This is a genomic window from Ruegeria sp. AJ12 (genome assembly GCF_056536245.1).
Map to the genome: position 1 here is coordinate 1,761,052 of NZ_JBQFJJ010000001.1, position 24,590 is coordinate 1,785,641.

The following is a 24,590-nucleotide window of genomic DNA, read 5'->3' on the forward strand; positions in this document are numbered from 1 at the left end:
CGGCCTTGCGTGATAAACCGCGCGGCAAGCATAAGGACATCCGAAATGAACCTGTTTTCCGAGATCCGCAGCCTGGTGCTGGACGCGCTGGTGCAGATGCAGTCCGAAGGCGCTCTGCCCGAGGGGCTGAGCTATGACAACGTGGCGGTTGAGCCGCCGCGCGATGCGGCGCATGGGGATATGGCCACCAATGCGGCGATGGTGCTGGCGAAACCGGCCGGGATGAAGCCGCGCGACATTGCTGATGTGCTGGCGGGTAAACTGGCGATGGATGACCGGATCACCAGCGCCGAAGTGGCAGGGCCGGGCTTCCTGAACCTGCGGTTGGCACCGCCGGTTTGGCAGGGTGTCCTGGCGGCTGTGCTGGAGAAGGGCACCGATTATGGTCGCTCGACCATGGGGCACGGACAGAAGGTCAATGTCGAGTATGTCTCGGCGAACCCCACCGGTCCGCTGCACGTGGGTCATACGCGGGGCGCGGTGTTCGGGGATGCGCTGGCAAGCCTGCTGGCCTATTCGGGGCATGACGTGACCCGTGAGTATTATATCAACGACGGCGGTGCGCAGGTCGATGTATTGGCGCGGTCGGCTTATGAACGGTATCGCGAGGCCAACGGGCTGAGCCCCGAAATCGCCGAAGGCCTTTACCCCGGTGACTACCTGATCCCGATCGGTGAAGCACTGAAAGAAAAGTACGGCGACAGTCTGATCGACAAGCCCGAGAGCGAGTGGCTGCAAGACCTGCGCAACTTCGCCACCGACGCGATGATGGACCTGATCCGCGCCGACCTGAAGGCGCTGGGTGTCGAGATGGACGTGTTCTTCTCGGAAAAATCGCTCTATGGCACGGGCCGGATCGAGGCTGCGCTGCAGTCGCTGACTGACAAGGGCCTGATCTATGAAGGCGTGTTGGAACCGCCCAAGGGCAAAAAGCCCGAGGATTGGGAACCGCGTGAGCAGACCCTGTTCAAATCAACCGAGCACGGCGATGATGTCGACCGCCCGGTCAAGAAGTCGGACGGTAGCTGGACCTATTTCGCCCCGGATATCGCTTATCACTATGACAAGGTAAGCCGTGGTTTTGACGCGCTGATCGACGTGTTTGGCGCGGACCATGGCGGCTATGTCAAACGGATGAAGGCTGCGGTGTCGGCGCTGTCCGATGGCAAGGTGTCGCTGGATATCAAACTGACCCAACTGGTGAAGCTGTGGAAGAACGGCGAGCCGTTCAAGATGTCCAAGCGGGCAGGGAACTTCGTGACTCTGCGCGACGTGGTCGATCAGGTTGGCCCTGACGTCACCCGGTTTGTCATGCTGACCCGCAAGAACGACGCGCCTCTGGATTTCGATTTTGACAAGGTGCTGGAACAAAGCCGCGAAAACCCGGTGTTCTACGTGCAATACGCCCATGCCCGCGTCATGAGCGTGCTGCGCCGGGCTGCCGAGGCCGGAATTGCAGCGGACGACGCGACCCTTGTCAGTGCTGACCTGAGCATCAACACGCACCCGTCCGAGCTGACCGTTGCCAAGAAACTGGCGGAATGGCCGCGTTTGATCGAGATCGCCGCGCGTACCAATGAACCGCACCGCGTTGCCTTCTATCTCTATGAGCTTGCTGGCGATTTCCACGCGTTGTGGAACAAGGGCAATGACGAAACCCAGCTTCGGTTCATTCAGGATGGCGATGTTGCCACAAGCCAGTCGAAAATCGCGCTTGCCCGGTCTGTTTCTGTTGTGATTTCAGCGGGCTTGGGTATTCTTGGCGTCACTCCGGCGCAGGAGATGCGGTAACCAATACCGCCCGAACCGCCGGTCTGAGGTAGGCAAGAAATGACCCGCGCGCCATGTTTTCCGGTGCGGAACGGGCAGTGAGGCGGACATGACGAGTTACAATTACTCGGGGCAACACAGTCCCGAGCAAGGGCATTACACGAATCATACGCATCCGGAGGATGCGTATGAATACTCCGATGACATCCAGGACTATGATGCGCCACGTGGCGCGACGGCGGTCGGTCGTGTCGTGAATGCGATGGGTGCGATCGCGTCACTGGCGCTGGTCGCCGGGGTTGCGGTCTGGGGCTACAATCTGGTGATGCGCGATGTCAGCGGCGTTCCCGTGGTGCGTGCCGTCGAGGGTCCGATGCGTATTCAGCCCGAGAAACCCGGGGGAACGCCCGCCGATCACCAGGGCCTCGCCGTCAACGCCGTGGCAGCCGAGGGCTCGGCCGCAGCTCCTGCGGATCGCCTGATCCTGGCGCCGCGTCCGGTTTCGCTGACGGACGAAGACCTGCCGGGTGGCGCGTTGCAGCCGACCCAGGCCGTGCATGTCGTGGAAGAGCCGATCTCGAACCAGCAGGCGGCCGAACTGCGCCAGAACGCGGTCGATGCGCTGGTTGCTGAACTGGCCGGAGAAGCCGCCCGGGCCGAGCAGTCTTCGGAACAGGGCGTTCAGCTTGCGGCACTCGCCACGCCTGAAGAAGAACCCGCAATCGATCCTGCGGATCTGGCGGCACATCTGCCGGATCCGGCTATTGCCGAGTTGCCGGGCGTGCGCCGGTCGCTGCGGCCACATACCCGTCCGGCCCGCTCCATCGGCAGCGGTGTATCGCCCAGCGAAAACTCAGAGTCTGCGATCAATGCAGCCGTCACAGCTGCCGCCGGTCTGGACGTCGACCCCGATACCCTCGGCAAGGGCACGCGCCTGGCCCAACTTGGCGCCTATGAAAGCGTTGATGTGGCACAGGCTGAATGGGGCCGCCTGTCTGGCCAGTTTGGCGAATACATGGATGGAAAACAGCGCGTTATCCAGAAAACCTCAAGCGGTGGACGGACATTCTATCGCCTGCGCGTGCTGGGATTTGAGGACCTGAGCGACTCCCGCCAGTTCTGCGCGGCACTGGTCGCCCAGGGTGCCGACTGTATCCCGGTTGCCGTGCGGTGAAGTTTGGCGCTGCGATCACAGATGCTGAAGGTCTGCGCCTGACACCGGATGAGAGGGAGCTGTTCCGCCAGATGAACCCGTTTGGGTTCATCCTGTTTGCCCGGAATATCGAAAGTGCCGATCAGGTGCGCGCGTTGTGTGATGATTTCCGCGAGGCTGTCGGACGCAATTGCCTCATAACAGTCGATCAGGAAGGTGGGCGCGTACAGCGCCTGCGCGCCCCATTGGCCCGCGAATGGCTGCCGCCTCTGGACCACGCGGAGCGGGCCGGTGAGGACGCCGAACGCGCCATGTACCTGCGCTATCGTTTGATTGCGGATGAGCTGTTCTCGCTGGGCATCGACAGCAATTGCGCCCCGATGGTGGATCTGGCCCGCGCAGAAACGCATGCCTTTTTGCGCAACCGGTGTTACGGCGGTGATACGGATTCGGTTGCCCGCATTGGGCGCACGGTGGCAGAGGGCCTTTTGGACGGTGGTGTGCTGCCGGTTCTAAAGCATATGCCGGGCCACGGGCGCGCAACATTGGACACCCATTTTGACTTGCCACGTGTGGATCTGCCGCTTGAAGAGCTCACCGGGACTGATTTTGCGCCGTTCCGTGCACTGAACGATCTGCCGATGGGCATGACGGCGCATCTGGTATTTGAACAGATCGACTCGGCACCGGCTACGATCTCAGCCCCGATGATGCGGGTGATCCGCCACGATATTGGTTTCCAAGGGCTGATCATGACCGACGACATCACGATGAAAGCGCTGAGCGGTTCGGTGCCTGAACGCGCGACACAAGCGTTGCAGGCTGGGTGTGACGTCGTATTGCATTGCAATGGCAGCTTTGCCGAGCGGCGTGCCGTGTTGGAAACCGTCGGCCAAATGTCGGATGTGGCGCAGTCTCGCGCAGACCGTGCTCTGGCGATGCGCAAAGCCCCGGCAGAACTTGACATCGAGGCCGCCGAGGCGGAACTATCTGCCCTAATGGGCGGGCAGGTGTATGAACGATAACCTTTTCAGCGAAGACCCGGTCTCAGTCGCGGATCGTCTGGCGGCCGAAGCGCTGATTGTAGATGTGGACGGGTTCGAAGGCCCGCTGGACGTTTTGCTGATGCTGTCGCGGACGCAAAAGGTCGATCTGCGGAAAATCTCCGTTCTGGCCTTGGCACAGCAATATCTCGCCTTTGTCGAGAAAGCCCGCGCCCTGCGCATCGAATTGGCCGCGGATTACTTGGTTATGGCCGCGTGGCTGGCCTTTCTGAAATCCCGATTGCTGTTGCCACCGGATCCCGACGACGAGGGCCCATCCGGTGAAGAGCTGGCGGCGCATCTGGCGTTCCAGCTTGAACGGCTGCAGGCCATGCGCGACGCCGCCGCAAGGTTGATGGCGCGCGACCAGTTGGGGCGCGACTTTTTCAAACGCGGGCAAGGCGAGGATGTCACCCGCATCCGCACGGTGACTTATTCCGCCACGCTGCTGGACCTGATGCAGGGCTATGCCCGTATCCGCACCCGCGACGAATTCCGGCCCTTTACCATGGATCGCGACGCGGTGTTCACAATGGAACAGGCGCTGGAGCGGATGCGCCCGCTGATTGGGTTCGCAGGCACCTGGACCGATATGGAAACCTATCTCCCCGAGGGTTGGGATGCAGACCCGGTGCGCCGTCGTTCGGCCACTGCGGCGACCTTTGCAGCCTCGCTGGAGCTGGTGAAAGAAGGACATATGGAAATCAAGCAGAGCGAAACCTTTGCTCCGATCCGTTTGCGCAAGAGGACCGATACACGTGACTGACGCCCCAAAAGACGATGGCTCCGGCACCCTGTTCGAAGCGCCCCCCCTGGCCGAGCAGGAACGCATGGTCGAGGCCGTGCTGTTTGCCAGCGCCGAGGCGGTGACGATTGCGGACCTCGAAGCCCGGATGCCGCATGGCAGCAATGCGGCACAAGCTGTTGAACTGCTTCAAAAACGGTATGAGGGGCGCGGAGTGCGTGTGGTCAAGGTCGGTGAATCTTGGGCGATCCGCACCGCCCCTGACCTCGGGTTTCTGATGCAGAAAGAAACGGTCGAGACGCGCAAGCTGAGCCGGGCCGCGATCGAAACGCTGGCCATCGTCGCCTATCACCAACCTTGCACCCGGGCCGAGATCGAGGAAATACGCGGCGTGTCGGTCTCACGCGGAACCATCGACCAGTTGCTGGAGATGGAGTGGATCCGTCTGGGGCGTCGTCGGATGACGCCGGGACGCCCGGTGACCTTTGTCGTGACACCGCAGTTTCTGGACCATTTCGGGCTGGAAAACGCGCGCGACCTGCCGGGTCTGAAAGAACTGCGCGCTGCCGGATTGCTGGAAAACCGACCACCGCCGGGGACTGTCGCACTGGGCGAGGGTCAGGAGGAGGACGCAGACGAGGACCAGACCGAATTGTTTGAAGAAGAGTGATGGTGCTGCCCTTTTGCTGCCGCACGCACGGCCTATGTTACGATGCGAGGGCAGGGAGTTGAGCAATGAACGCAAATCGGATCATCAACATGATCGTGCGCCAGGTGATGCGCCGTCTTGTGACGCGCGGCGTGGATAAAGGTTTTGATCTGGCGGGCCGGACGACGCGCAAACCGGGGCAAAAATCCGGCACGCCAAGCGACCCCGACATTCAGAAACGCGTGGCGGACGGCTCACGTGGGCAGAAGCAAAACATGAAACAGGTGCAGCAGCTGACACGTCAGATGCGGCGGTTCATGCGATTCTGAAACTCAGCTTACAGCTTTGAAATGTTTGGAGAGTTTCAGGCCCTGCCCCTGATAGTTCGAGGCAATGCCCGCACCGTATAACTGCGTCGGCATCTCGGCCATCCGTTCGTAGACCAGCCGCCCGACCACCTGACCATGTTCCAAAACAAAGGGAGCCTCGTGACAGCGGACCTCCAGCACGCCGCGCGATCCTGCGCCACCGGCAGCGGCATGTCCGAACCCGGGGTCGAAGAACCCCGCGTAATGGACACGGAATTCGCCCACCATGGCCAGGTAAGGGGCCATTTCAGCGGCGTATAGCGGTGGGATATGAACCGCCTCGCGGCTGACGAGGATATAGAACGCACCCGGGTCCAGAATGATGCGACCGTCCTTGGTGCGCACTTCTTCCCAGTAATCCTGCGGATCGTATCCGCCGATCCGGTCCAGATCGATGACGCCAGTATGCGGTTTTGCCCGATATCCCACAAGATCGGTGTCGGGCAATTGCAGGTCGACCGAAAAGCCCAACCCATCCTGAATAACGGCGGGTCCATCAACGAGGGGTGCGTCGGCATGCAAAGCCGTCAGTTCAGCATCCGTCAGAACCGCTTGCCCCTGCCGGAACCGGATCTGGTTCAAACGCATGCCCGGCCGTACCAGAACCGAGAAGGAGCGCGGACAGATCTCAGCGTAAAGCGGTCCGGTGTAACCGGCAGGAACCCGGTCGAACTCGGTGCCGCCATCGGTGATCGTGCGGGTCAACAAATCCAGTCGACCGGTCGAACTTTTGGCGTTGGCCACCGCGCTGACATCACCGGGCAGAGCCAACCCTTCCATCAAAGGCACAAGGTACACGCAGCCTTTTTCCAGAACGGCCCCGTCCGAGATGTCGATCCGGTGCATCTCGAACTCGGTCAGGCGATCCGCGACTGAGCGGCCTTCGCCTGCCAGAAACGAGGCGCGAACGCGGTAAGCAACTGTTCCTAAACGTAAATCAAGGCTGGCGGGTTGGATCTGTGCAGGCAGCACATCGGGTTTGGCGGTGATGTCACCGCGCCCTATCATCGCTTCGATCTGCTGGTTCGGGCACACGCCTGTCATTCTGAACCTCCCCTGCGACAGAAGAGGATCTGGCCTGTCTGCCATATTCGTCGGTGTGATTTGGTCGGGCTAGCAGGACTCGAACCTGCGACCTTCCGTCCCCCAGACGGACGCGCTACCAGGCTGCGCCATAGCCCGACGTTGGAGCGTTCATAAAGAAATTCCCGGCAGGGGCAAGAGGAAAACATTGCCTTTTGACTTATCCCGCACGTTGGGTTTCGACCCGGTTCAGCCACTTTCGCAGATCTTTGGCCAGTGGCTCGATCCTGTCCAGAAGTTCGGCGTCATACTCGGATCGGTTCCAGGCCAGAGAGGCAATTCCGCCCATCAACGGGGCCGCATCCAACTGCGGTTCCAAAGGTGTCCGCATTGGATCAGACGTCGGCTTTTCCTGGTGCGCCGGGTCAGAGGCAGCCGCCTCACCCAGATCCATGTGAATCTGGTCGGTCGCCGATGCGGGCCGTGCGGAAAAGGCAACAACGGTGTCGTCTGTCGCTGCCTCTGGCTCGGCGGTCTCGTCCAGACCCTGGGACAAAGCCGCCACATGGGCCACGCCTTGTTCACGCAAGATCCGTTGCACGCCTTTGATCGTGATTCCATCTTCGTGCAGCAGTTTCTTGATCCCACCCAACAAGAGCATGTCGCTAGGCCGGTAATACCGACGGCCCCCTGCGCGTTTCACGGGTTTGATCTGGTTGAATCTGCTTTCCCAGAATCGCAGGACATGGGCCTGAACACCGAGCCAATCCGCAACTTCACTGATGGTGCGAAACGCGTCGGGGGACTTGCTCATATCCGCGCGTCCTCGGGGTTACCTGCGGTTCCCGGCGGCGACGCGATCCTTCATCAGGTGCGACGGGCGGAAGGTCAGCACGCGGCGCGGCTGAATGGGAACTTCTTCACCGGTTTTGGGGTTGCGACCGATGCGGGCTGTTTTGTCCCGAATACTGAACGTACCGAAAGACGAAATCTTGACCTGCTCGCCGCGCACCAGCGCGTCGGACATGTGGTTCAGAACGCTTTCGACCAGTTGCGCACTTTCATTGCGTGAAAGGCCAACCTCACGAAAGACGGCCTCGCTCAGATCCATTCGGGTCAGTGTTTTGTCGCCCATACCTATTCCCCTGTTGATGTCAAAGCATAGGGGTAGGGCAAATTCGCTGTCAATATCAATGAATTGCGCGTGGGTGTGTAAGCCGATTTGCGCCAGTCACCAGCGCAGAAGGACGGAACCCCAGGCCAATCCACCACCGATGGCCTCGGTCACCAGCAAATCGCCCTCTTTGAACTGTCCACGTTGTTTGGCCACGGACATGGCCAGGGGAATCGATGCGGCCGATGTGTTTCCGTGGTCCTGAAGGGTGACCACGACGTGGTCCATCGGCACCCCCAATTTCCTGGCTGTGCCCTGGATGATGCGGATATTGGCCTGATGGGGCACGATCCAGTCCACATCCTCGTGCTGCAGTCCGGCTTTCTCCAGGCACGCCTCTGCGGTTTCGGTCAGCCGTTCCACGGCTTGCCGGAACAGTTGATTGCCCTTCATCCGCAGATAGCCGGTCGTCTGGGTCGAGACGCCGCCATCCACATAGAGCAGGTCTTTGTAGCGTCCGTCCGAGTTCAGGTCTGTCGCCAGAATGCCGCGATCTTGCGCTGTGCCGTCACCTTCCTGTCGCTCCAGGATCACTGCACCTGCGCCATCCCCGAACAATACGCAGGTCGCCCGGTCCGTCCAGTCCATGATTCGGGAAAAGGTCTCGGCCCCGATCACCAACACGCGATTGGCCTGACCGGACAGGATCAGCGCATTGGCGTTGGTCAGCGCATAAACGAACCCCGCGCATACGGCCTGAACGTCAAAGGCAAACCCATTGGTCATGCCCAATCGGGCCTGAACCATCGTTGCGGCAGACGGAAAGGTCAAATCGGCGGTCGAAGTTGCCAGAATAACGGCGTCGATGTCGTCTGCGGTCAGCCCGGCATCCTTCAGCGCGGAGTTGGCCGCATGCGTTGCCATGTCCGAAGTGGTTTCATCATTGGCGGCAAAGTGGCGGCGTTCAATTCCGGACCGGGTTCTGATCCATTCGTCCGACGTATCGAGCGTCTGTTCAAATTCTGAATTCGGGACAACGCGTTCCGGCAAATAATGCCCGACACCTACAACAACTGAACGGCCTGCCATGTTGGGGTATTGCCTTTTTTGTTATTTATCTGTCTGCGGCGCAGCATGCGCGGCATCTTGTGCAAGCTCGGCAGTGGATGCAACCCGTGCCGCCAATTTTTCGGCAAATCCGGACTGCGCCAGCGTAAAGGCCAGCTTGATCGCTGCCGATACGCCCGTTGCGTCCGCGCTGCCATGGGACTTTACGACGGTGCCGTTCAACCCCAGAAACACACCGCCGTTCACACGGCGCGGATCGATACGTTTCTTAAGGCGCCCCAGCGACGTGATCGCCAGGATCGAGGCCAGACGCGACAGCGGCGTGTATTTGAACGCCTCACGCAGCAAGTCTCCGATCAGGCTGGCAGTGCCTTCGCCGGTTTTGATGGCGACATTGCCCGTAAACCCATCGGTGACAATGACATCCGCCTTGTCTCCGGGGATATCGCTGCCTTCGACAAAGCCGACGAAATCGAAATTCGCGGGCTCGGCAAACTCGGCGATCATCGCATGGGCTTCTTTGAGCTCGGCGCGGCCTTTGTGTTCTTCGGTTCCGACATTCAACAGGCCGATACGCGGGCGGTGCAACGCCATGCCGTTGCGGGCATAAGACGCTCCCATCAAGGCAAATTGCAAAAGGTCGCGTGCATCGGCGCGTACATCGGCACCCACATCCAGCATCACGTTGAACCCCTGGGGGTTGCGGGATGGGAACAGGATCGCGATGGCCGGGCGGTTGACGCCGGGCAGTTTGCGCAGGCGCATCATCGAAAGCGCCATCAATGCGCCGGTATTGCCACAGGAGACCGCACCATGGGCTTCGCCCTGGCGGACTGCATCAAGCGCGGACCACATCGAGGTCTGTTTGCCGCTGCGCACAACCTGGCTGGGCTTGTCCTCCATCGTGACCACATCGGGGCAATCACGAAAAACGACGCGCCCTTCCAGGCCTCGCCGTTTTGCAACCTGCTTGCGCAGTATGTCTTCCGGACCGTGCAAAAGAAACCCGATTTCCGGGTTTTTCTTGGCCGAGTTCGCAATGCCTGCAACAACAACTGCGGGACCGGCGTCCCCACCCATAGCGTCAACCGAGATGATGATCCGTTTGGCGTGCGTGGGCTGATCAGTCATGCCTTGGCCTGTGCTCGATCAGGCTTAGGCCGCGTCTTCGTCCAGGTCGATTTCGTCGGCCTGTGCAACGACTTCGCGATCGTCATAGTGGCCGCAGGCAGCACAAACGTGATGCGGGCGTTTCAGCTCGCCGCAGTTCGGGCATTCGTTCGGGTTTGCAGCAACCAGAGCGTCGTGCGCGCGGCGATTGTTGCGGCGCGACTTGGAAACTTTGTTCTGTTGGACGGCCATGGTCTCAACCTTTGTCTGACTAAGGGCCCGCAGATTCGCCGCCGGCCGGGGTTTCATATTTCGTTTTATCGTGGTTTGACGCGCGTTTAGGCGACGAGCCCCGCAATGTCCAACCCAAAATCCGATGAGCGCGCGAAAATACTGCGATTCTCGTCATGATCAAGCGATTTTTCTGACCGCCTGCTATGACAGGAATTCAGACCTCTGTCACTCGTCTTTTTTCAACGCATCTCGTAACTCGGCCAATCCCGCAAAGGGTTTGACGTCGTCATCCGTCATCGCCTGTTTGCCGGGCTCGGTATAGTCGGTTGATCCCAGTTCGGCACCGTCCTTGCGCGGGTACTGAGGCAGCGCCAGGGCCAGGGCTTCGATCATGATCTGCGCAGGGTCGATCTCTGCGCCAAGGGGCTCGGTCTCGTCATCCTGGGGGATCTCATATTCGGGCTCGTCCGGATCGGTCCAGTCTGCCACGAAGACACGGGTCACCGGCACGTCGATCCGCGTTGTCACCGGCTCGAGCGTGATGATGCAGGGTTGAACGACGGTCGCGCCCAGTTTGGCATTCAGAACCCAATCCCGTTTGCCTTGCGCCTGAATGTCACCGACAAAGCTGAGCTTGCGCAAACCCAACAGGTCGAGGTCCTGCCGGATCGCCTCCAGGTCCGCTGCATCCGGTCGCAAGTTGAAAGGCGTCGGGGCGTTTTGCGGCAGGTCGGCCACCCGCAGAGACGTTTGGTTGTTCATGTCGTGACCTTTTCCTCTGTTGAACCGGGGCAGCGGTTTCTGTAATCGGATAGAAGCCGCAAGAGGCCAAGGCAAGAGGGTGTGCATGTTGAAGGTGGTGAACAAGTTGAAACCGGCGGCGAAATCGCTTGTCATTGTTGCCTGCGCAGCAGTGATCGGGGCGTGCACTCCGATCTTCAAAAATCACGGGTATGTCCCGCCCTCGGAAGAACTGGCCGAGATCAAGGTGGGCGTCGATACGCGTGACACGGTTGAAGAAACCCTTGGCGCGCCTGGTGCATCCGGTGTTGTCCGGGATTCCGGCTATTATTATGTCGCATCGCGGGTGCGCCACTATGGGCCGAAACGGCCCGAGGTGGTGTCGCGTGAACTGGTTGCGATCAGCTTTGATCAGCGGGGCGTCGTGCAAAACATCGAACGCTTCGGTCTTGAGGATGGAATCGTCATTCCGCTGGAGCGTCGCGTGACCGATTCCAACGTTCAGGACAAAGGCTTCCTGCGGCAGCTGTTGGGTAACATCGGCAACTTCAACCCGGCAAACGTGCTGAACACAAACTGATCCGCGCTAAAACCTTGCTATATTCACAAGGCGGTCACATGTCTTGTGGTAGCAGACCACAACGAGACAACTGGTCAGCAACCGCGGAGGATGCGACCATGGCAACGGCAGTGTTGTTGAGCAAAGGGCGATACCGCGCGCGCCTTGCGCAGACGCCAGATGATATCGCGGCAGCACAAAAGCTGCGCACTCTGGCGTTCGGTACCGGGGACACGGATCAGGACGATTTCGATGCCCTCTGTTCGCATATTCTTGTTGAGGACCTGCGGGCTGACTCTCAACTGGTGTGTTGTTTCCGGATGCTGACGATCAAGCATGGCGGGGACGTTCGGCGCAGCTATTCTGCTCAGTTTTACGATCTGTCGGCGCTGGAGGATTTCTCCGGCCGCATGGTGGAAATGGGTCGCTTTTGCGTCCATCCCGATTGGACCGATCCTGACATCTTACGTGTCGCGTGGGGGGCAATGACGGCCTACGTGGATCAGAACGGCGTAAAAATGCTGTTTGGCTGTTCCTCGTTTGCCGGAACGGAGACAGCGGAATACCTGGATGCCTTCGCGATGCTCAAGCACCGGCATCTGGCCCCGAAACGCTGGCTGCCGCGGGTCAAAGCGCCGGATGTGTTCCGCTTTGCCGCCCGGTTGCGCCGCCGGCCGGACGCGAAAAAGGCGATGCTGCGGATGCCGCCCTTGTTGCGGACATATCTGATCATGGGCGGCTGGGTCAGCGATCACGCAGTTGTGGATCGGCATATGAACACGCTGCATGTGTTCACCGGGCTCGAGATCGGGGCGATTCCTCCCGCACGCAAACGTCTGTTGCGCGCGGTCGTCGGATGATGTGGGTATCTACAAAAAGGTAAAGCCGTGGCGTTGACGCCCTGAGCTTGCCGGTTTAGCTGCCGGACATGGCGAGAGTTCCTTTATTGCAGATGTCCGGCATTTCCCTGACCTTCGGAGGCGATCCGGTGTTTTCGGGGCTCGATCTGATTGTCCAGCCCGGTGATTGTGTGGCGCTGGTGGGGCGCAACGGGTCGGGCAAGTCCACCCTTATGAAAGTAATGGCGGGTCTGGTCGAACCCGATCAGGGCGAGATTATCATTCCACCCGGAAAATCAGTGGGGTACATGGAGCAGGACCCTGGTATGGACGGGTTTGCAACGCTGGGCGACTATGCCTCCAGCGACCTTGAGCCCGGGGAATTGTACAAGGTTGAACGTGCAGGCGAGGGTTTGAAATTTGATCCGTCCCGCGCGGTCGAAACAGCGTCCGGAGGAGAGCGCAGGCGGGCGGCTCTGGCCAAGCTGATGGCCGAAGCGCCGGATTTGATGTTGCTGGACGAACCGACCAACCACCTGGATATCGAGGCGATTGCCTGGCTGGAGCGTGAATTGGGCGCGACGCGGGCGGCATACGTGCTGATTTCTCATGACCGGGCATTCCTGCGTGCCCTGACCCGTGCGACGCTGTGGATCGATCGGGGTGTTGTTCGGCGGCACGAGCAGGGGTTCGATGCCTTTGAGAACTGGCGTGACAAGGTCTGGGAAGAGGAAGATCAGCAGCGGCATAAACTGAATCGCCTGATCAAGTCCGAGGCGCGATGGGCCGTCGAAGGTATCAGCGCCCGACGAAAACGCAATCAGGGCCGGGTACGGGCGTTGCAGGCGTTGCGGGCCGAGCGAGCAGCGCAGATCAAACGTCAGGGCTCTGCGGCTATGTCATTGGAAGCCGGTCCGAAATCGGGTCGCAAAGTGATCGAAGCCATTGGCGTTTCCAAGGCCTTCGGAGACCAGAAAATTGTGCGCAATTTTGATTTGCTGGTTCAGCGCGGCGATCGCGTGGCCTTTGTCGGCCCCAACGGCGTGGGCAAAACAACATTGCTGAAGATGTTGTTGGGACAAGAAACGCCGGATGAAGGAACTGTAACCCTTGGGACCAACCTGGAGGTCGCGGTCTTTGATCAGGCGCGGGCGCAACTCGACCCTGAGATGAGCCTGTGGAACAGCCTGACCGGCGATCCCGAGATGCGGGTTTCGGGCAAGGCCGATCAGGTGATGGTCGGGGGACAGCCCAAGCATGTGGTTGGCTATCTCAAGGAGTTCCTGTTTGATGATGCTCAGGCCAGAGCGGCCGTTAAGTCTTTGTCAGGCGGGGAAAAAGCCCGGTTGCTGCTGGCCAAGCTGATGGCCAGAAACTCGAACCTTCTGGTGCTGGATGAGCCAACCAACGATTTGGATGTCGAAACGCTGGATTTGCTGCAGGAGTTGCTGGACGACTATGACGGGACCGTTCTTCTGGTCAGCCACGACCGGGATTTTCTGGACCGCGTCGCCACGACAACCATTGCGATGGAAGGCAATGGCCGGGCAACGGTCTACGCGGGCGGATGGTCGGACTATATCGCGCAGCGTGGTGATCTGATCGAAAAGAAAGAAGAAAAATCAAAACCTTCAAAGCCAAAGATAAAGCAGGAGAGCAAACCCAAAACAGGTTTGTCCTTTTCGGAAAAACACCGGCTTGAGAAACTGCCCACCGAGATTGCGCGCCTCGAAGCGGAAATAGCCAAGCTGGAACACCTGATGTCCGATCCCGACCTGTTCGCGCGCGAGCCTGTCAAGTTTCAGAAAGCCACCGAGGCGCTGGTGGAACGACAGGCAAAACTGTCGGCGTCGGAAGAAGAGTGGCTGATGCTCGAAGAAAAGGCCGAAGGGCAATAGGTCTGATTTGTATCCGGCGAAACCGGTGCTTGTTTCGTTTTGTACAACGACTCTCGCAGCGTTTTCATGTGCTTAGGTAACCGGTCGAGCCGGATTTCCCACCACGGTGACGCCCTCAGCGACGTCTTTGGTCACGACACTGCCCGCGCCGACGATGGCATTGTCGCCGATGGTAACGCCCGGCAGGATGAGAGCCGCTCCGCCAACCCAGACGTTATTGCCAATGGTCACCGGCAGCGCGATCTCGAGGCCGCGTGCGCGTTCGACCGGATCTTTGGCGTGTTGGGCGCAATAGATCTGGGTGTTGGGTCCGAACATCGTGTCATCGCCGATCTGAACACGTGCCGTGTCCAGAATGGTGCATCCGGCATTGAAGTACACGCGGTGGCCCAGATGGATGTTTATGCCATAGGCACAGTGAAAGGGGGCTTCAAAAAAGCAGTCGGTGCCGGGGTCACCGAACAGGGCCTTGAGTTCAGGCGCCATCAAACCCCGCACATCGGGATGACAACTGTTGTGCGCATGCACCGCACGACGTGCGGTGGCGCGTAACGCGTCGAGTTCCGGATCGACGCAGCAGTACCACGCTCCGGCCTCCATCTTTTCCCGCTCGGTCATGCAAAAAACCTAGCGCATCCGCAGAGCGCCGTCGATGCGGATCACCTCGCCATTCAGATAGCCCATCTCGACGATGAAACCGGCCAAGCGCCCGTACTCCTGCGGGTCGCCAAGACGGGCGGGGTTGGGAACATCCGCGGCAAGCTGCTGCTGCACCTCTTCCGGCAGGCCAGCCAGCATGGGCGTCATGAAGATACCGGGCGCTATGGTCATCACCCGGATACCGGTCGAGGCCAGATCGCGAGCCATGGGCAGGGTCATCCCAACCACACCGCCTTTGGAGGCGGCATAGGCGGCCTGTCCTTTCTGACCGTCAAAGGCCGCAATCGACGCCGTGTTGATGATGACGCCGCGCGCGCCGTCCGGCTCCGGCGCATTCTTGGCCATTTCGGCAACCGCAAGACGGGAGACGTTGAAGGTGCCCACCAGATTGATGTCGATTGTGCGCTGGAACGCGTCCAGGGGGTGGGGGCCGTCTTTGCCCACGGTCTTGATGCCATAGGCGATACCGGCGCAGTTCACGGCAGCAGTGACCCGGCCCATCTTGTTCATCGCCGTGGCGAGTGCGGCGGCGACCGACCCCTCGTCGGTGACATCCGTCTGCGCAAAATACCCGCCGATTTCAGCCGCGACCTGTGCGCCCCGGCCCTTATCCCGGTCCAGAATCGTAACCTGCGCACCCTGGGCAGCAAAGTGACGGGCCGTGGCCTCGCCCAGCCCCGAAGCGCCGCCGGTGATGATGGCGGCGGTGGTGGACAATTGCATTGCAGGTTTCCTCCCTTGATTTGAACGCGTGTTCATTTAATCGGATGTTTCGTGAGCTGTCCAGAAGTTCAGGCACGCTTTTCTCAAGGTAATCTCAGCCGGTCCTCATGTTCCCTTAATGTTGGCGGCCCACATCGGGTCCGGATGCACTGTCACGTTCAGGTGACGCTGCGTAAGGAGATACGCAATGCAAATGAGTAAACGAGTGGGGATGGCCGCGTGGGTTGCAGCGCCCATCTTTGGAGTCATGGCCGCCACAAGCGCTGCGGCGGCGCCCGAAATCTGTAACTGGAAAACCGCGCGGGATGCGGCGAACAGTGGGGATTATGCGACGATGTGCGAATGTACGCATGTCACGCCGAGTTTCTTGCAGCGCCTGCAGAACCGGTCGGATTTCGCGACCACACTGCAAAACACAAGTGCGATGTGCCCCGGTCTGGCGTCCTTGCTGACCGACCTGCCGACGGCCTCGATCAGTACGCCGGTAAGTGATAATCGCGGCGAAGACCGGGATTCGGATCAGTTCGCACAGCTGAACCCGGCGCCCCCGGGGGGCAGCGGTCCGGGCAATGGAGGCGGAAGCGGTCCGGGCAACGGCGGCGGTGATGACCCCGGCAATGGTGGCGGTGGTGACGATCCGGGCAACGGTGGCGGCGGCGATGACCCCGGTAACGGTGGCGGCAATGGTCCCGGCAAGGGCGGAAACGGCCCCGGAAAAGGGGGTGATGGCCCCGGCAACGGCAATGGAAACAGCGGCAACCCCGGCAACGGGGGCGGCAACAACGGCGGGTCCGGTCCGGGCACCGGAAATGGCGGTGGCAACAACGGTCAGGGCGGTGGCTCGGGCCATGGCGGCGGCGGCCACGGCAATGGCGGTGACGGCAAAGGGGGTGGAAAAGGTGGAGGTAAAGGCAAGAAGTAACTTTGCCTAAACACCGATCTGCGCATCAGACAAAGAAACGAAAACGGCCACCCCGAGGGGTGGCCGTTTTTTTTTGACTCTGTTCCGACCTGTCAGCCCAATTGCACCAGCGCGTGACGCTTTTTGCCGGCGCTCAGCTTGATCGGTGACGACAAGGCGCCGGCGTCGATCATCAGGCCCGCGTCTGTCAGCGGGGCGTCATCCAGTTTGGCGCCGTTTTCGGCGATCAGACGTTTGGCTTCCTTGCCTGATTTGGCCAGGCCGGACCTCACAATGATCTGCACAATGGACATGCCATCGCCCAGTTCGGCGGCGCTGAGTGTCAGAGTGGGCAGATCGCCGCCCACGCCGCCTTTCTCGAATACCTCGCGCGCAGTCGCTTCGGCAGTGGCCGCGGCATCTGATCCGTGCAGCAGGGTGGTCACCTCGTTGGCGAGGCGGATCTTGGCCTCGTTGATCTCGGAGCCCTCAAGCGCACCCATGCGGTCGCATTCGTCGACCGGCAGTTCCGTAAAGATCTTCAGGAACCGGCCAACATCGGCATCGGTGGTGTTGCGCCAGAACTGCCAGAACTCATAGGGAGACAGCATATCGCCGTTCAACCAGACCGCGCCGCCCTGCGATTTGCCCATCTTGCGGCCGTCACTGGTGGTCAGCAGGGGCGTGGTCAGCCCGTAGGTCTCGTGATCCAGCACGCGGCGTGTCAGGTCGACGCCGTTGACAATGTTGCCCCACTGGTCCGACCCACCCATCTGCAGCACGCAGCCATGGCGGCGGTTCAATTCGAGGAAGTCATAGGCCTGCAGGATCATGTAGTTGAACTCAAGAAAGCTCAGCGACTGCTCGCGATCGAGGCGCGATTTCACTGATTCAAAGCTCAGCATACGGTTGACCGAGAAATGCCGCCCGATATCGCGCAGGAAATCGAGGTAGTTCAGTTCATCCAGCCATTCGGCATTGTTCAGCATCAGCGCGCCGGTGGCTCCGTCGTCATAGGACAGGTATTTCGAAAACACCTGTTTCATGCCCGCGATATTGGCGTCGATCTGTTCGGGGCCCAGCAGGGGGCGCTCGTCCGACCGGAACGAGGGATCGCCCACCTTGGTGGTGCCGCCACCCATCAGGGTGATCGGTTTGTGGCCGGTCTTTTGCAGCCAGCGCAGGACCATGATGTTCATCAGGTGACCCACATGCAGCGACTGCGCCGTTGCGTCATAGCCGATATAAGCCGTCTGCACCCCGCTGATCAGCGCTTCATCAAGGCCCTGATAATCGGTGCAGTCAGCCAGAAAGCCGCGCTCGATCATCGTGGCGATGAAATCCGATTTGGGGTGGTATGTCATATCGTGCCTCGGGTTAGTGTTGCGCGGCACTGTATAGGCGGCGCGATGGGTAAGGAAAAGGCACCTTTTCGCAAGACTTCCGCGTCTACTGCGCCGGGGCCGCACTTGCCTCTTTGGTGGGGGGCAGACGGAACGCATACAGCATCGCGATCAGGTTGAGCGCGGCCAGTGCAAAGATAGGTGTGATCGGGTCGTGTAGGTGGGCCACGGCGCCCAGAATCGCCGCAAACACGATGCCCACCAGCCCGGCGACGACATCGCCGAGGGCGACGAGATAGGGGCGCTCTTTCTCCTTGGTCATCTCGATTACATAGAGGTAGCGACCATAAATCACACCGTTACCACCCAGCGACAGCAGCAGGATGACCAGCGCATAGAGCCAGACGTTCTGCGCGTAGCCCAACATGGTGAACCCAAGCGCCAATACAGCGGACAGGGTCGAGATCAGGCATCCCAGCCACATCACCGGTTTGACCGATATCCGTCCACTGAGCCAACCCCATACGATGGACCCGATCACCACGCCTGCGCTCGCCGCAATCACGAAATAGCTGAGCGAGTGCTTGGTGCCGACATGGTAGGTTGCAGCGTGGATCGTGTAGAACGGCATGGCCAGCTCGACCGAAACAAAGATCAGCCGCGCCGTCAGGAATTTCCGGTACCACGGATAGGCCATGCCGGTCCTGAAACCGGTCTTCAACTCGGCCATCGGCTTGGGTTTTTGCGCAGGCTGCGGTGCGGCGGGCTGTTCGTCTTCGAATATCTTGACGCCGGCAAAGCTGATCCCGGCGGCAAACATGGCAATCACGCCGCACCACATCACGACGATGTGGCGCTGCATCGGCTGGTCCGAGACCAGAAGATCCTTGGTGATCCAGACCACGATGATCGCGAGTATCCCGGAAATGGTGGCTTGGGCAAAAACCATCCGGTTGCGTTTGGCGTCCGGGACGGACACGCCGTAGATCTGGCTGGTGCCAAGGTTGGTGATGCCCTGGCACAACCCCATGACGATGGCCGTGACGAGAAACAAAAGGATCACCATCAACTGCGGCAGGGTGGTCGCAAACAGGGCCAGAACCGCCAGAACCGCTCCGGTCAGGATGTTCGGCACGTAGACCGCGAGTTTCGCGCGGGTCACGCGGTTGATAAGGGGCGAGACGAAGATTTCGGCGATCAGGCGTGCACCGGTGACAAACGGCAGCAAGAGACTTGCAACGAAGGTCGGTGCCCCCAGTGCGAGATAGAGGAACGGCAGGACAAGCCGGGGGTTCACCAGCTGATTGCCGATGGTTGCCAGTGCTCCGGACCAGAAAATCAGCTGATAGTTGCGCCCCTCGACTGATTTAGGTTGGGTTGGCGATGTCGATGGTCCCATTGGTATTCCGTCAAATGCCGCTTTTGCTGGTCTGCTATCTTACAACGCTTGCCCGGATACTCAATTTCCGCAACGGGCTTCGAGCAATAAGGCGCGCGTCGTGTTGATCCTGAACCGCTAGGGTTGAAAAAAGATGCTAATGGCGCTGGATGAGCCTTGCCTTGCGTTTCGATTAAAGGGCAGGCTGTGGCAGCCGCGCAGTACTGGGATACAACCGGTGCGCAGGCCATTGTGAGCATGAAGCAGCAGGAGCGAGGCGTGGACCTGTCCATCAAAACCAATCGGGCCGTCAAGGCCCTTGGGGCCATGTCGGGCACCTCGCTGGATGGGGTGGACGCTGCCGTCGTCGAAACGGACGGCCACCAGATATTCAACTTTGGCGACAGCGGGTACCGGGCGTATTCCGAGGCCGAACGATCCCAGCTGCGCGACGCGCTGGGTCACTGGCACGGGCCGCAGGTTAAGAATGCGGACGAACTGGTTACCCGCGCCCATGCCGAAGCGCTGTCGGAATTCGAGGATGTGGACCTGATCGGCTTTCATGGTCAGACACTGGCGCATGAACCGCGCGGGCGCGGAACGTTGCAGGTCGGTGATGGCTTTGGACTGGCGCAGGCGCTGGGCCTGCCGGTGGTCTGGGACTTCCGCAGCGACGATGTGAAGATGGGCGGAGAGGGCGCGCCGCTGGCGCCGTTTTTCCATTTCGCTTGTGCCAAGTGGATCGAGGCGGACGAGCCATTGTGTTTTCTGAACCTCGGCGGTGTGGGAAATCTGACCTATGTAGACCCGTCCTTCGACGGGCCCGAAACCCCCGGTGCGCTGCTGGCATTTGACACCGGTCCGGCCAATGCGCCGGTGGACGATCTGATGCGGGCGCGTCTGGGCGTACCGATGGACCGCGACGGTGCGGTTGCGCGCGGGGGTACGGTGGAAACCGGTGCGCTCGAGCTGTTTCTGGCCGAGCCGTTCTTTGCGCGGATGCCGCCGAAATCTCTGGATCGCAATGACTTTGCCGAAATGATCGGGCTGGTGAAAGAACTGAGCGATGCCGATGCCGTCGCGACATTGACCGGTATGTGTGCCGCGGGCGTGGCGCAAGGTATGGAACATTGCCCCAAGCCACCCGCCCGCGTGCTGGTAACCGGCGGCGGACGGCACAATCCGGTTCTGATGGAGATGCTGCGGGTGTCGCTGGATTGTCCGGTCGAGCCGGTCGAGGCGGTGGGTCTGAACGGGGACATGCTTGAGGCGCAGGCCTTTGCCTACCTCGCCGTGCGTGTGGCGCGCGGTCTGCCGACCACGTGCCCCGGAACAACTGGTGTTCAGGCGCTGGTGGGCGGCGGCGTAATCAGCGCCCCAGAACGCGCGCGTAGTCTGCCGTAAACGCCGCATAGCCGTTGGACGTGGATTTCAGATGCGCCCGGGTCCAGTCGTGGAAGGCAGGCAACTGGTGGAACGGCACATTGGGAAAGGCGTGATGTTCCGCGTGATAGGGCATGTTCCAGGCCAGAAAGCGGATGATCCGGTTGGTGAAGGTGGTGCGCGAGTTCTCCAGCATATCGGCGACCGGTGGACAGAGACCATGTTCCGCCAGCAGGTACAGGCGCAAAAACGGCTGCCCGATCAGCACCGGCAGCAACCAGAGCCAGAACAGAGTTGGGCTAAAGAACAGGCTGCCAGCGGCGATGGCGTATAACGCCAGAAGAACGCGGGCTTCGATCCGGATGGCGCGGTGCTGGCGCTTCGGCAGGTAAGGTGCATCGATCCGTCCACTGGCGTTGCGCGCCAGAGTGCGCGCCATCCCCGACCAGTAGGGCCAGCCGCTCAGATAAACCACCATGCTGCGCCAGGTGTCGGGACGGGGCTTGCCGTCCAACTCGGGATCGCTATCCGGGTGATTGGTCCATTTGTGATGTGCCAGATGGAAATAGCGAAACCAGGTGAAGGGCAGGGCGATCGGGACCGACACCAGGTGACCAACCGCGTCGTTCACCCATCCGGTTCTGAAGGGCGTCTTGTGGGTGCATTCGTGGCTGAGCGTGAAGAGAAAGACCAAAAGAACCCCCTGAGGCAGGATCAGCAGCGGCCAGAACGGGATATGCAGGACAATTCCGGCGCTCGTCGCGGTCAGGGCGGTCAGGTACAGCGCAAGGTGCCAAAGCCCGGCCGCGTCAGAGCGTTCCTGCAGCCTGTCCTTGGTCTCGGCCGGCATCGAGGCGATGAGCGCACGGTGGTCCATAGCGCTCACATTGCCGCCTCGGGAAAACGCTGACAAGCCTCACGCATCACCCGGTCCTTGCGCTGAAAGGCCCTTTCGCATGATAATTCTGCTATTGTTTTAGATATTGGAGGACTGGGTATGATTTCCAAAGAGGAAGTTCGCGCCCTGAGAAAGGACGCGCAAAGCGGGTTGCCATTTCAGATCAGCCTGAAGGCCGTGAACAAGAGTGTTGGACTGGTGGCGCTGGGATTACCATTTGCCCTGCTCATCGCCGGCAGGATCAGCGGGGCCTGTCCGACCATCGATTCCATCAGCCATTACTACTACACCCGACTGGGCGGCGACCTGCTGGTCGGGGCGCTGAGCTTCATTGGTGTTCTGCTGTTGTTTTTCTACAGGTTGCCGGACCACAAGACCGGAACCCACGGGCGCGTCGAGGGCTATCTGGGCCACAAGCCACTGGATATCTGGCTGGCGCGCTTTGCGGGGCTGTGCGCCTTTGGCGTCGCGTTCATTCCCACCGATGGGACAGGGTGCGAAGAGTTCAATGGCAGCCTTGCCAGGGTTTTTCTCAGCGATGCCCAGGGCGGGCACGCAACAGACATTGAAGTTGTGAAGGGGACTGTCGGGTTCGATTTCTGGGTCGGGACCGACGTGACCAGCTTTTTCCTGACCTACCTGCATTTCATCTCGGCGGGCGGTATGTTCCTTGTGCTGGCCTATTTCTCGATTGTTGTCTTCCGGCGTGCGCAATCCGAAAAGTCGGTTCATGAGGAAGCAGAAGACGGGTTTGAACTGTCGACAACCAAGGGCAAGCGGAATTTTTGGTACCTGGTCTTTGGATTGCTGATTTTGCTGGCGATTCTTGCCTTGCTCGTGAAGGCCGTATTCATTGATGAAGGGTCGAGAAACTGGGTCTGGTGGAACCGCAACGATCTGACCTTTTGGTTCGAGGCGCTGGCGCTGGTGGCGTTCGGCCTGAGTTGGAGCATGAAAGGGCGGCTCTGGCCCTTCAGCCGAATATCGGACAATGGCGCCTGAGGTTACGTGCGGGGAATGTCAAAACCGGGCGCGGCAAGTTCGAATCCTTCGAACTCAAAACCCGGCGACACGGTGCAACTGACCAGCGTATAGCCTCCGGTGCTGCGGGCGGCCTGCCAGTGGCCTTCGGGGACGATCACCTGCGGTGCGCCGTGGGACAGCTCCGGGGTCAGCATATGGTCCTTGGCCGGGCCCCGATCCGTCTCGCTGAGCGACACGACCAGCGGCGCGCCCGCGTGGTACAGCCAGATTTCGGTTGCATCGACCCGGTGCCAGTGGCTGCGTTCCCCGGCCTGCAGCAGGAAATAGATGCAGGTGCCGGTTGCGCGGCCCGGATTGTCGGCGCGCCAGGTTTCCTTGTACCACCCGCCCTCGGGGTGCTGTTGCAGGTTCAGGTGGTCGATAATGTCTTGGGCTGTCATCGGGTCCTCGTGTTTGCGGCGATTATGCACGACGTTGCACGATCCGCTATGGCAATCATGGCCGGGGGTCATATGTTTGCCGCATGACCCTGACGATCCCGTTCGATAACTCGTATGCTCGCCTGCCGGACGCGTTTTTTGCGCGGCAGGCGCCGGTGCCGGTACGCGCGCCGCAGATGATCGCCTTCAACAACGATCTGGCACAACTTCTGCAAATCTCGCCCGGCGATGTGCAAGAGATGGCCGAAGCCTTTGCCGGCAACACTGTACCCGAAGGGGCCGAACCCCTGGCGCAGCTCTATTCCGGGCATCAGTTCGGCCATTACAACCCGCAATTGGGTGATGGACGCGCAGTTTTGCTGGGCGAGACGATCGGGACCGACGGCGTGCGGCGGGACATTCAGTTGAAAGGGTCGGGGCCAACCCCTTTTTCCCGCCAAGGCGACGGGCGCGCCTGGCTGGGGCCGGTTCTTCGGGAGTACTTGGTGTCCGAAGCCATGCATGCGCTGGGCATCCCCACCACCCGTGCCCTGGCAGCGGTCGAGACCGGCGAAGTTGTTCGGCGCGAAGGGCCGAGGCCCGGTGCCGTTCTGACGCGTGTGGCCCAGAGTCATCTGCGCGTCGGGACCTTTCAGGTCTTTGCATCGCGCGGCCAGTTGGACAGCCTGCGGCGTCTGACCGAATATGCCATCGCCCGCCATTACCCGCAGGTCGAGGGACCGATGGGTCTGCTGCGCGCCGTTCGTGACGCTCAGGCGCAGTTGATTGCCGGATGGATGAGCATCGGGTTCATTCATGGCGTGATGAATACCGACAACTGCGCGATCTCGGGCGAGACGATTGACTACGGGCCTTGCGCCTTCATGGACAGCTACCATCCCAACACGGTCTATAGTTCCATCGACCGGATGGGGCGGTATGCCTATTCCAACCAACCGGACATCGCGGTCTGGAACATCGCGCAGCTTGCCACTGCTCTGATCCAGCAGTTCGAGGATAAGGAGGCGGCTGTCGAGGAAGCGACCGAAATCGTTCACGCGATGCCCGACCTGTTACAGCAGAACTGGCTGACACGGTTCCGGACCAAGATCGGGCTGGCAACTGCTCAGGATGGCGATCAGGAGCTTGTATCCGACCTTCTGGTCCGGATGGCACACAATCAGGCCGACTTTACCAACACGTTCCGCGCACTGGGCGGGGATAAAGCACGGGACCAGTTCACCAATCCCACCGCATTTGACGCCTGGGCCGAGGGCTGGCGGTCCCGGCTGGAAGGTGAAGAGGCACCGGAGACTGTGATGCAAGCCGTCAACCCGGCCTTCATTCCGCGCAATCACCGGGTCGAGCAGATGATCGAGGCCGCGGTGCAGGGCGACTACATGCCTTTTCACCGGCTCAACACGGTGCTTGCACTGCCATTCGAGGATCAGCCGGGGCATGACGACCTGACCCGCCCGCCCATGGACAATGAGGTGGTTCAGGCGACGTTTTGCGGGACCTGAGGATCAGCTCTGATCGGCCAGCGGCAATCCGAAACAGTTTGGGCCAACGCGCATTTTAAAAATT

26 protein-coding genes and 1 tRNA gene are annotated in these 24,590 nt (G+C 60.5%); 13 read left to right on the forward strand and 14 right to left on the reverse strand.

Annotated features, from left to right (window positions below):
- Window positions 1-45: 45 nt before the first annotated feature.
- The 6 genes from argS to ACR3E0_RS08940 all read left to right on the forward strand — a co-directional run bounded on the left by argS (window position 46) and on the right by ACR3E0_RS08940 (window position 5,689).
- On the forward strand, window positions 46-1,791 hold the full coding sequence (gene argS / locus ACR3E0_RS08915) for an arginine--tRNA ligase (RefSeq protein WP_480478190.1): 1,746 nt from the start codon (window positions 46-48) through the stop codon (window positions 1,789-1,791).
- Between the two features lie 88 nt (window positions 1,792-1,879).
- Window positions 1,880-2,944 carry an SPOR domain-containing protein gene (locus ACR3E0_RS08920; RefSeq protein ID WP_480478192.1) on the forward strand — a complete coding sequence of 355 codons (1,065 nt, stop codon included), beginning with the start codon at window positions 1,880-1,882 and terminating at the stop codon, window positions 2,942-2,944.
- Window positions 2,941-3,948: a beta-N-acetylhexosaminidase gene (nagZ, locus tag ACR3E0_RS08925; protein ID WP_480478194.1), complete on the forward strand. Its 1,008-nt coding sequence runs from the start codon at window positions 2,941-2,943 to the stop codon at window positions 3,946-3,948. Before ACR3E0_RS08920 ends, nagZ begins: the two co-directional genes overlap by 4 nt.
- Complete coding sequence (locus ACR3E0_RS08930; RefSeq protein WP_480478196.1) at window positions 3,938-4,732, forward strand: segregation and condensation protein A; 795 nt, start codon at window positions 3,938-3,940, stop codon at window positions 4,730-4,732. The genes nagZ and ACR3E0_RS08930 overlap by 11 nt, the downstream gene beginning before the upstream one ends.
- The gene (scpB, locus tag ACR3E0_RS08935) at window positions 4,725-5,381 is read left to right on the forward strand and encodes an SMC-Scp complex subunit ScpB (RefSeq protein WP_480478198.1); all 657 of its coding nucleotides are present in this window, start codon (window positions 4,725-4,727) and stop codon (window positions 5,379-5,381) included. Before ACR3E0_RS08930 ends, scpB begins: the two co-directional genes overlap by 8 nt.
- Window positions 5,382-5,446: 65 nt before the next feature.
- A complete protein-coding gene (locus tag ACR3E0_RS08940) occupies window positions 5,447-5,689 on the forward strand; it encodes a hypothetical protein (RefSeq protein WP_480478200.1) in 243 nt (80 codons plus the stop codon).
- Window positions 5,690-5,692: 3 nt separating this feature from the next.
- Here ACR3E0_RS08940 and ACR3E0_RS08945 read toward each other — a convergent pair whose 3' ends face one another.
- The 8 genes from ACR3E0_RS08945 to ACR3E0_RS08980 all read right to left on the reverse strand — a co-directional run bounded on the left by ACR3E0_RS08945 (window position 5,693) and on the right by ACR3E0_RS08980 (window position 11,039).
- The gene (locus tag ACR3E0_RS08945) at window positions 5,693-6,772 is read right to left on the reverse strand and encodes a 2'-deoxycytidine 5'-triphosphate deaminase (RefSeq protein ID WP_480478202.1); all 1,080 of its coding nucleotides are present in this window, start codon (window positions 6,770-6,772) and stop codon (window positions 5,693-5,695) included.
- Window positions 6,773-6,833: 61 nt separating this feature from the next.
- Window positions 6,834-6,910: transfer RNA gene (locus ACR3E0_RS08950), tRNA-Pro, on the reverse strand.
- Between the two features lie 61 nt (window positions 6,911-6,971).
- Window positions 6,972-7,565: a MerR family transcriptional regulator gene (locus ACR3E0_RS08955; RefSeq protein ID WP_480478204.1), complete on the reverse strand. Its 594-nt coding sequence runs from the start codon at window positions 7,563-7,565 to the stop codon at window positions 6,972-6,974.
- An 18-nt stretch (window positions 7,566-7,583) separates the two neighbouring features.
- Window positions 7,584-7,886: an integration host factor subunit alpha gene (gene ihfA / locus ACR3E0_RS08960; protein ID WP_480478206.1), complete on the reverse strand. Its 303-nt coding sequence runs from the start codon at window positions 7,884-7,886 to the stop codon at window positions 7,584-7,586.
- Window positions 7,887-7,982: 96 nt separating this feature from the next.
- Window positions 7,983-8,954 carry a beta-ketoacyl-ACP synthase III gene (locus tag ACR3E0_RS08965; protein ID WP_480478208.1) on the reverse strand — a complete coding sequence of 324 codons (972 nt, stop codon included), beginning with the start codon at window positions 8,952-8,954 and terminating at the stop codon, window positions 7,983-7,985.
- Window positions 8,955-8,975: 21 nt separating this feature from the next.
- Window positions 8,976-10,064, reverse strand: a complete 1,089-nt coding sequence (gene plsX / locus ACR3E0_RS08970; RefSeq protein WP_480478210.1) for a phosphate acyltransferase PlsX — start codon at window positions 10,062-10,064, stop codon at window positions 8,976-8,978.
- A 24-nt stretch (window positions 10,065-10,088) separates the two neighbouring features.
- Complete coding sequence (gene rpmF, locus ACR3E0_RS08975) at window positions 10,089-10,295, reverse strand: 50S ribosomal protein L32 (RefSeq protein WP_068331762.1); 207 nt, start codon at window positions 10,293-10,295, stop codon at window positions 10,089-10,091.
- Window positions 10,296-10,502: 207 nt separating this feature from the next.
- A complete protein-coding gene (locus ACR3E0_RS08980; protein ID WP_480478213.1) occupies window positions 10,503-11,039 on the reverse strand; it encodes a YceD family protein in 537 nt (178 codons plus the stop codon).
- A gap of 85 nt (window positions 11,040-11,124) precedes the next feature.
- On the opposite strand from ACR3E0_RS08980, the gene ACR3E0_RS08985 reads away from it, so the two are divergent.
- The 3 genes from ACR3E0_RS08985 to ACR3E0_RS08995 all read left to right on the forward strand — a co-directional run bounded on the left by ACR3E0_RS08985 (window position 11,125) and on the right by ACR3E0_RS08995 (window position 14,314).
- Window positions 11,125-11,598: an outer membrane protein assembly factor BamE gene (locus ACR3E0_RS08985; RefSeq protein ID WP_480478215.1), complete on the forward strand. Its 474-nt coding sequence runs from the start codon at window positions 11,125-11,127 to the stop codon at window positions 11,596-11,598.
- Window positions 11,599-11,696: 98 nt separating this feature from the next.
- Window positions 11,697-12,437: a GNAT family N-acetyltransferase gene (locus ACR3E0_RS08990; RefSeq protein WP_480478216.1), complete on the forward strand. Its 741-nt coding sequence runs from the start codon at window positions 11,697-11,699 to the stop codon at window positions 12,435-12,437.
- 68 nt (window positions 12,438-12,505) lie between these two features.
- On the forward strand, window positions 12,506-14,314 hold the full coding sequence (locus ACR3E0_RS08995; protein WP_480478218.1) for an ABC-F family ATP-binding cassette domain-containing protein: 1,809 nt from the start codon (window positions 12,506-12,508) through the stop codon (window positions 14,312-14,314).
- A gap of 72 nt (window positions 14,315-14,386) precedes the next feature.
- Here the strand turns inward: ACR3E0_RS08995 and ACR3E0_RS09000 are convergent, their stop codons facing one another.
- Together ACR3E0_RS09000 and ACR3E0_RS09005 are read right to left on the reverse strand one after the other, a co-directional pair.
- Window positions 14,387-14,932, reverse strand: coding sequence for a sugar O-acetyltransferase (locus ACR3E0_RS09000; protein ID WP_480478220.1), 546 nt, complete (start codon window positions 14,930-14,932; stop codon window positions 14,387-14,389).
- A 9-nt stretch (window positions 14,933-14,941) separates the two neighbouring features.
- Window positions 14,942-15,697: a 3-hydroxyacyl-CoA dehydrogenase gene (locus ACR3E0_RS09005; protein ID WP_480478222.1), complete on the reverse strand. Its 756-nt coding sequence runs from the start codon at window positions 15,695-15,697 to the stop codon at window positions 14,942-14,944.
- Window positions 15,698-15,884: 187 nt separating this feature from the next.
- Here ACR3E0_RS09005 and ACR3E0_RS09010 point away from each other — a divergent pair, with 187 nt between their 5' ends.
- Window positions 15,885-16,619: a hypothetical protein gene (locus ACR3E0_RS09010; RefSeq protein WP_480478224.1), complete on the forward strand. Its 735-nt coding sequence runs from the start codon at window positions 15,885-15,887 to the stop codon at window positions 16,617-16,619.
- Between the two features lie 92 nt (window positions 16,620-16,711).
- On the opposite strand, the gene tyrS is transcribed toward ACR3E0_RS09010, so the two are convergent.
- Together tyrS and ACR3E0_RS09020 are read right to left on the reverse strand one after the other, a co-directional pair.
- Entirely contained in the window at window positions 16,712-17,962 is a 1,251-nt protein-coding gene (gene tyrS, locus ACR3E0_RS09015) for a tyrosine--tRNA ligase (protein ID WP_480478226.1), read from the reverse strand.
- A gap of 85 nt (window positions 17,963-18,047) precedes the next feature.
- On the reverse strand, window positions 18,048-19,340 hold the full coding sequence (locus ACR3E0_RS09020; protein WP_480478228.1) for an MFS transporter: 1,293 nt from the start codon (window positions 19,338-19,340) through the stop codon (window positions 18,048-18,050).
- Between the two features lie 306 nt (window positions 19,341-19,646).
- On the opposite strand from ACR3E0_RS09020, the gene ACR3E0_RS09025 reads away from it, so the two are divergent.
- The gene (locus tag ACR3E0_RS09025; protein WP_480480995.1) at window positions 19,647-20,723 is read left to right on the forward strand and encodes an anhydro-N-acetylmuramic acid kinase; all 1,077 of its coding nucleotides are present in this window, start codon (window positions 19,647-19,649) and stop codon (window positions 20,721-20,723) included.
- On the opposite strand, the gene ACR3E0_RS09030 is transcribed toward ACR3E0_RS09025, so the two are convergent.
- Window positions 20,689-21,579, reverse strand: coding sequence for a fatty acid desaturase (locus tag ACR3E0_RS09030; RefSeq protein WP_480478230.1), 891 nt, complete (start codon window positions 21,577-21,579; stop codon window positions 20,689-20,691). The genes ACR3E0_RS09025 and ACR3E0_RS09030 overlap by 35 nt on opposite strands.
- Window positions 21,580-21,699: 120 nt before the next feature.
- On the opposite strand from ACR3E0_RS09030, the gene ACR3E0_RS09035 reads away from it, so the two are divergent.
- Complete coding sequence (locus tag ACR3E0_RS09035) at window positions 21,700-22,602, forward strand: hypothetical protein (protein WP_480478232.1); 903 nt, start codon at window positions 21,700-21,702, stop codon at window positions 22,600-22,602.
- A gap of 2 nt (window positions 22,603-22,604) precedes the next feature.
- Here the strand turns inward: ACR3E0_RS09035 and ACR3E0_RS09040 are convergent, their stop codons facing one another.
- Window positions 22,605-23,024, reverse strand: coding sequence for a cupin domain-containing protein (locus ACR3E0_RS09040; protein ID WP_480478234.1), 420 nt, complete (start codon window positions 23,022-23,024; stop codon window positions 22,605-22,607).
- Between the two features lie 83 nt (window positions 23,025-23,107).
- On the opposite strand from ACR3E0_RS09040, the gene ACR3E0_RS09045 reads away from it, so the two are divergent.
- The gene (locus tag ACR3E0_RS09045; RefSeq protein WP_480478236.1) at window positions 23,108-24,526 is read left to right on the forward strand and encodes a protein adenylyltransferase SelO; all 1,419 of its coding nucleotides are present in this window, start codon (window positions 23,108-23,110) and stop codon (window positions 24,524-24,526) included.
- Window positions 24,527-24,590: the final 64 nt, after the last annotated feature.

Bases quoted from the DNA above. Each gene is read 5' to 3' on its own strand.
- ACR3E0_RS08940 (WP_480478200.1), top strand. From the start codon at position 5,447: ATGAACGCAAATCGGATCATCAACATGATCGTGCGCCAGGTGATGCGC.
- rpmF (WP_068331762.1), bottom strand. From the start codon at position 10,295: ATGGCCGTCCAACAGAACAAAGTTTCCAAGTCGCGCCGCAACAATCGC.
- ACR3E0_RS08920 (WP_480478192.1), top strand. From the start codon at position 1,880: ATGACGAGTTACAATTACTCGGGGCAACACAGTCCCGAGCAAGGGCAT.
- ACR3E0_RS09025 (WP_480480995.1), top strand. From the start codon at position 19,647: ATGTCGGGCACCTCGCTGGATGGGGTGGACGCTGCCGTCGTCGAAACG.
- ACR3E0_RS09045 (WP_480478236.1), top strand. From the start codon at position 23,108: ATGACCCTGACGATCCCGTTCGATAACTCGTATGCTCGCCTGCCGGAC.
- plsX (WP_480478210.1), bottom strand. From the start codon at position 10,064: ATGACTGATCAGCCCACGCACGCCAAACGGATCATCATCTCGGTTGAC.
- argS (WP_480478190.1), top strand. From the start codon at position 46: ATGAACCTGTTTTCCGAGATCCGCAGCCTGGTGCTGGACGCGCTGGTG.
- ACR3E0_RS08980 (WP_480478213.1), bottom strand. From the start codon at position 11,039: ATGAACAACCAAACGTCTCTGCGGGTGGCCGACCTGCCGCAAAACGCC.
- ACR3E0_RS08955 (WP_480478204.1), bottom strand. From the start codon at position 7,565: ATGAGCAAGTCCCCCGACGCGTTTCGCACCATCAGTGAAGTTGCGGAT.
- ACR3E0_RS09000 (WP_480478220.1), bottom strand. From the start codon at position 14,932: ATGACCGAGCGGGAAAAGATGGAGGCCGGAGCGTGGTACTGCTGCGTC.
- ACR3E0_RS08945 (WP_480478202.1), bottom strand. From the start codon at position 6,772: ATGACAGGCGTGTGCCCGAACCAGCAGATCGAAGCGATGATAGGGCGC.
- ACR3E0_RS09020 (WP_480478228.1), bottom strand. From the start codon at position 19,340: ATGGGACCATCGACATCGCCAACCCAACCTAAATCAGTCGAGGGGCGC.
- ACR3E0_RS08930 (WP_480478196.1), top strand. From the start codon at position 3,938: ATGAACGATAACCTTTTCAGCGAAGACCCGGTCTCAGTCGCGGATCGT.
- ihfA (WP_480478206.1), bottom strand. From the start codon at position 7,886: ATGGGCGACAAAACACTGACCCGAATGGATCTGAGCGAGGCCGTCTTT.
- ACR3E0_RS08990 (WP_480478216.1), top strand. From the start codon at position 11,697: ATGGCAACGGCAGTGTTGTTGAGCAAAGGGCGATACCGCGCGCGCCTT.
- ACR3E0_RS09030 (WP_480478230.1), bottom strand. From the start codon at position 21,579: ATGGACCACCGTGCGCTCATCGCCTCGATGCCGGCCGAGACCAAGGAC.
- ACR3E0_RS09035 (WP_480478232.1), top strand. From the start codon at position 21,700: ATGATTTCCAAAGAGGAAGTTCGCGCCCTGAGAAAGGACGCGCAAAGC.
- ACR3E0_RS09010 (WP_480478224.1), top strand. From the start codon at position 15,885: ATGCAAATGAGTAAACGAGTGGGGATGGCCGCGTGGGTTGCAGCGCCC.
- ACR3E0_RS09005 (WP_480478222.1), bottom strand. From the start codon at position 15,697: ATGCAATTGTCCACCACCGCCGCCATCATCACCGGCGGCGCTTCGGGG.
- ACR3E0_RS08995 (WP_480478218.1), top strand. From the start codon at position 12,506: ATGGCGAGAGTTCCTTTATTGCAGATGTCCGGCATTTCCCTGACCTTC.
- tyrS (WP_480478226.1), bottom strand. From the start codon at position 17,962: ATGACATACCACCCCAAATCGGATTTCATCGCCACGATGATCGAGCGC.
- ACR3E0_RS08965 (WP_480478208.1), bottom strand. From the start codon at position 8,954: ATGGCAGGCCGTTCAGTTGTTGTAGGTGTCGGGCATTATTTGCCGGAA.
- ACR3E0_RS09040 (WP_480478234.1), bottom strand. From the start codon at position 23,024: ATGACAGCCCAAGACATTATCGACCACCTGAACCTGCAACAGCACCCC.
- ACR3E0_RS08985 (WP_480478215.1), top strand. From the start codon at position 11,125: ATGTTGAAGGTGGTGAACAAGTTGAAACCGGCGGCGAAATCGCTTGTC.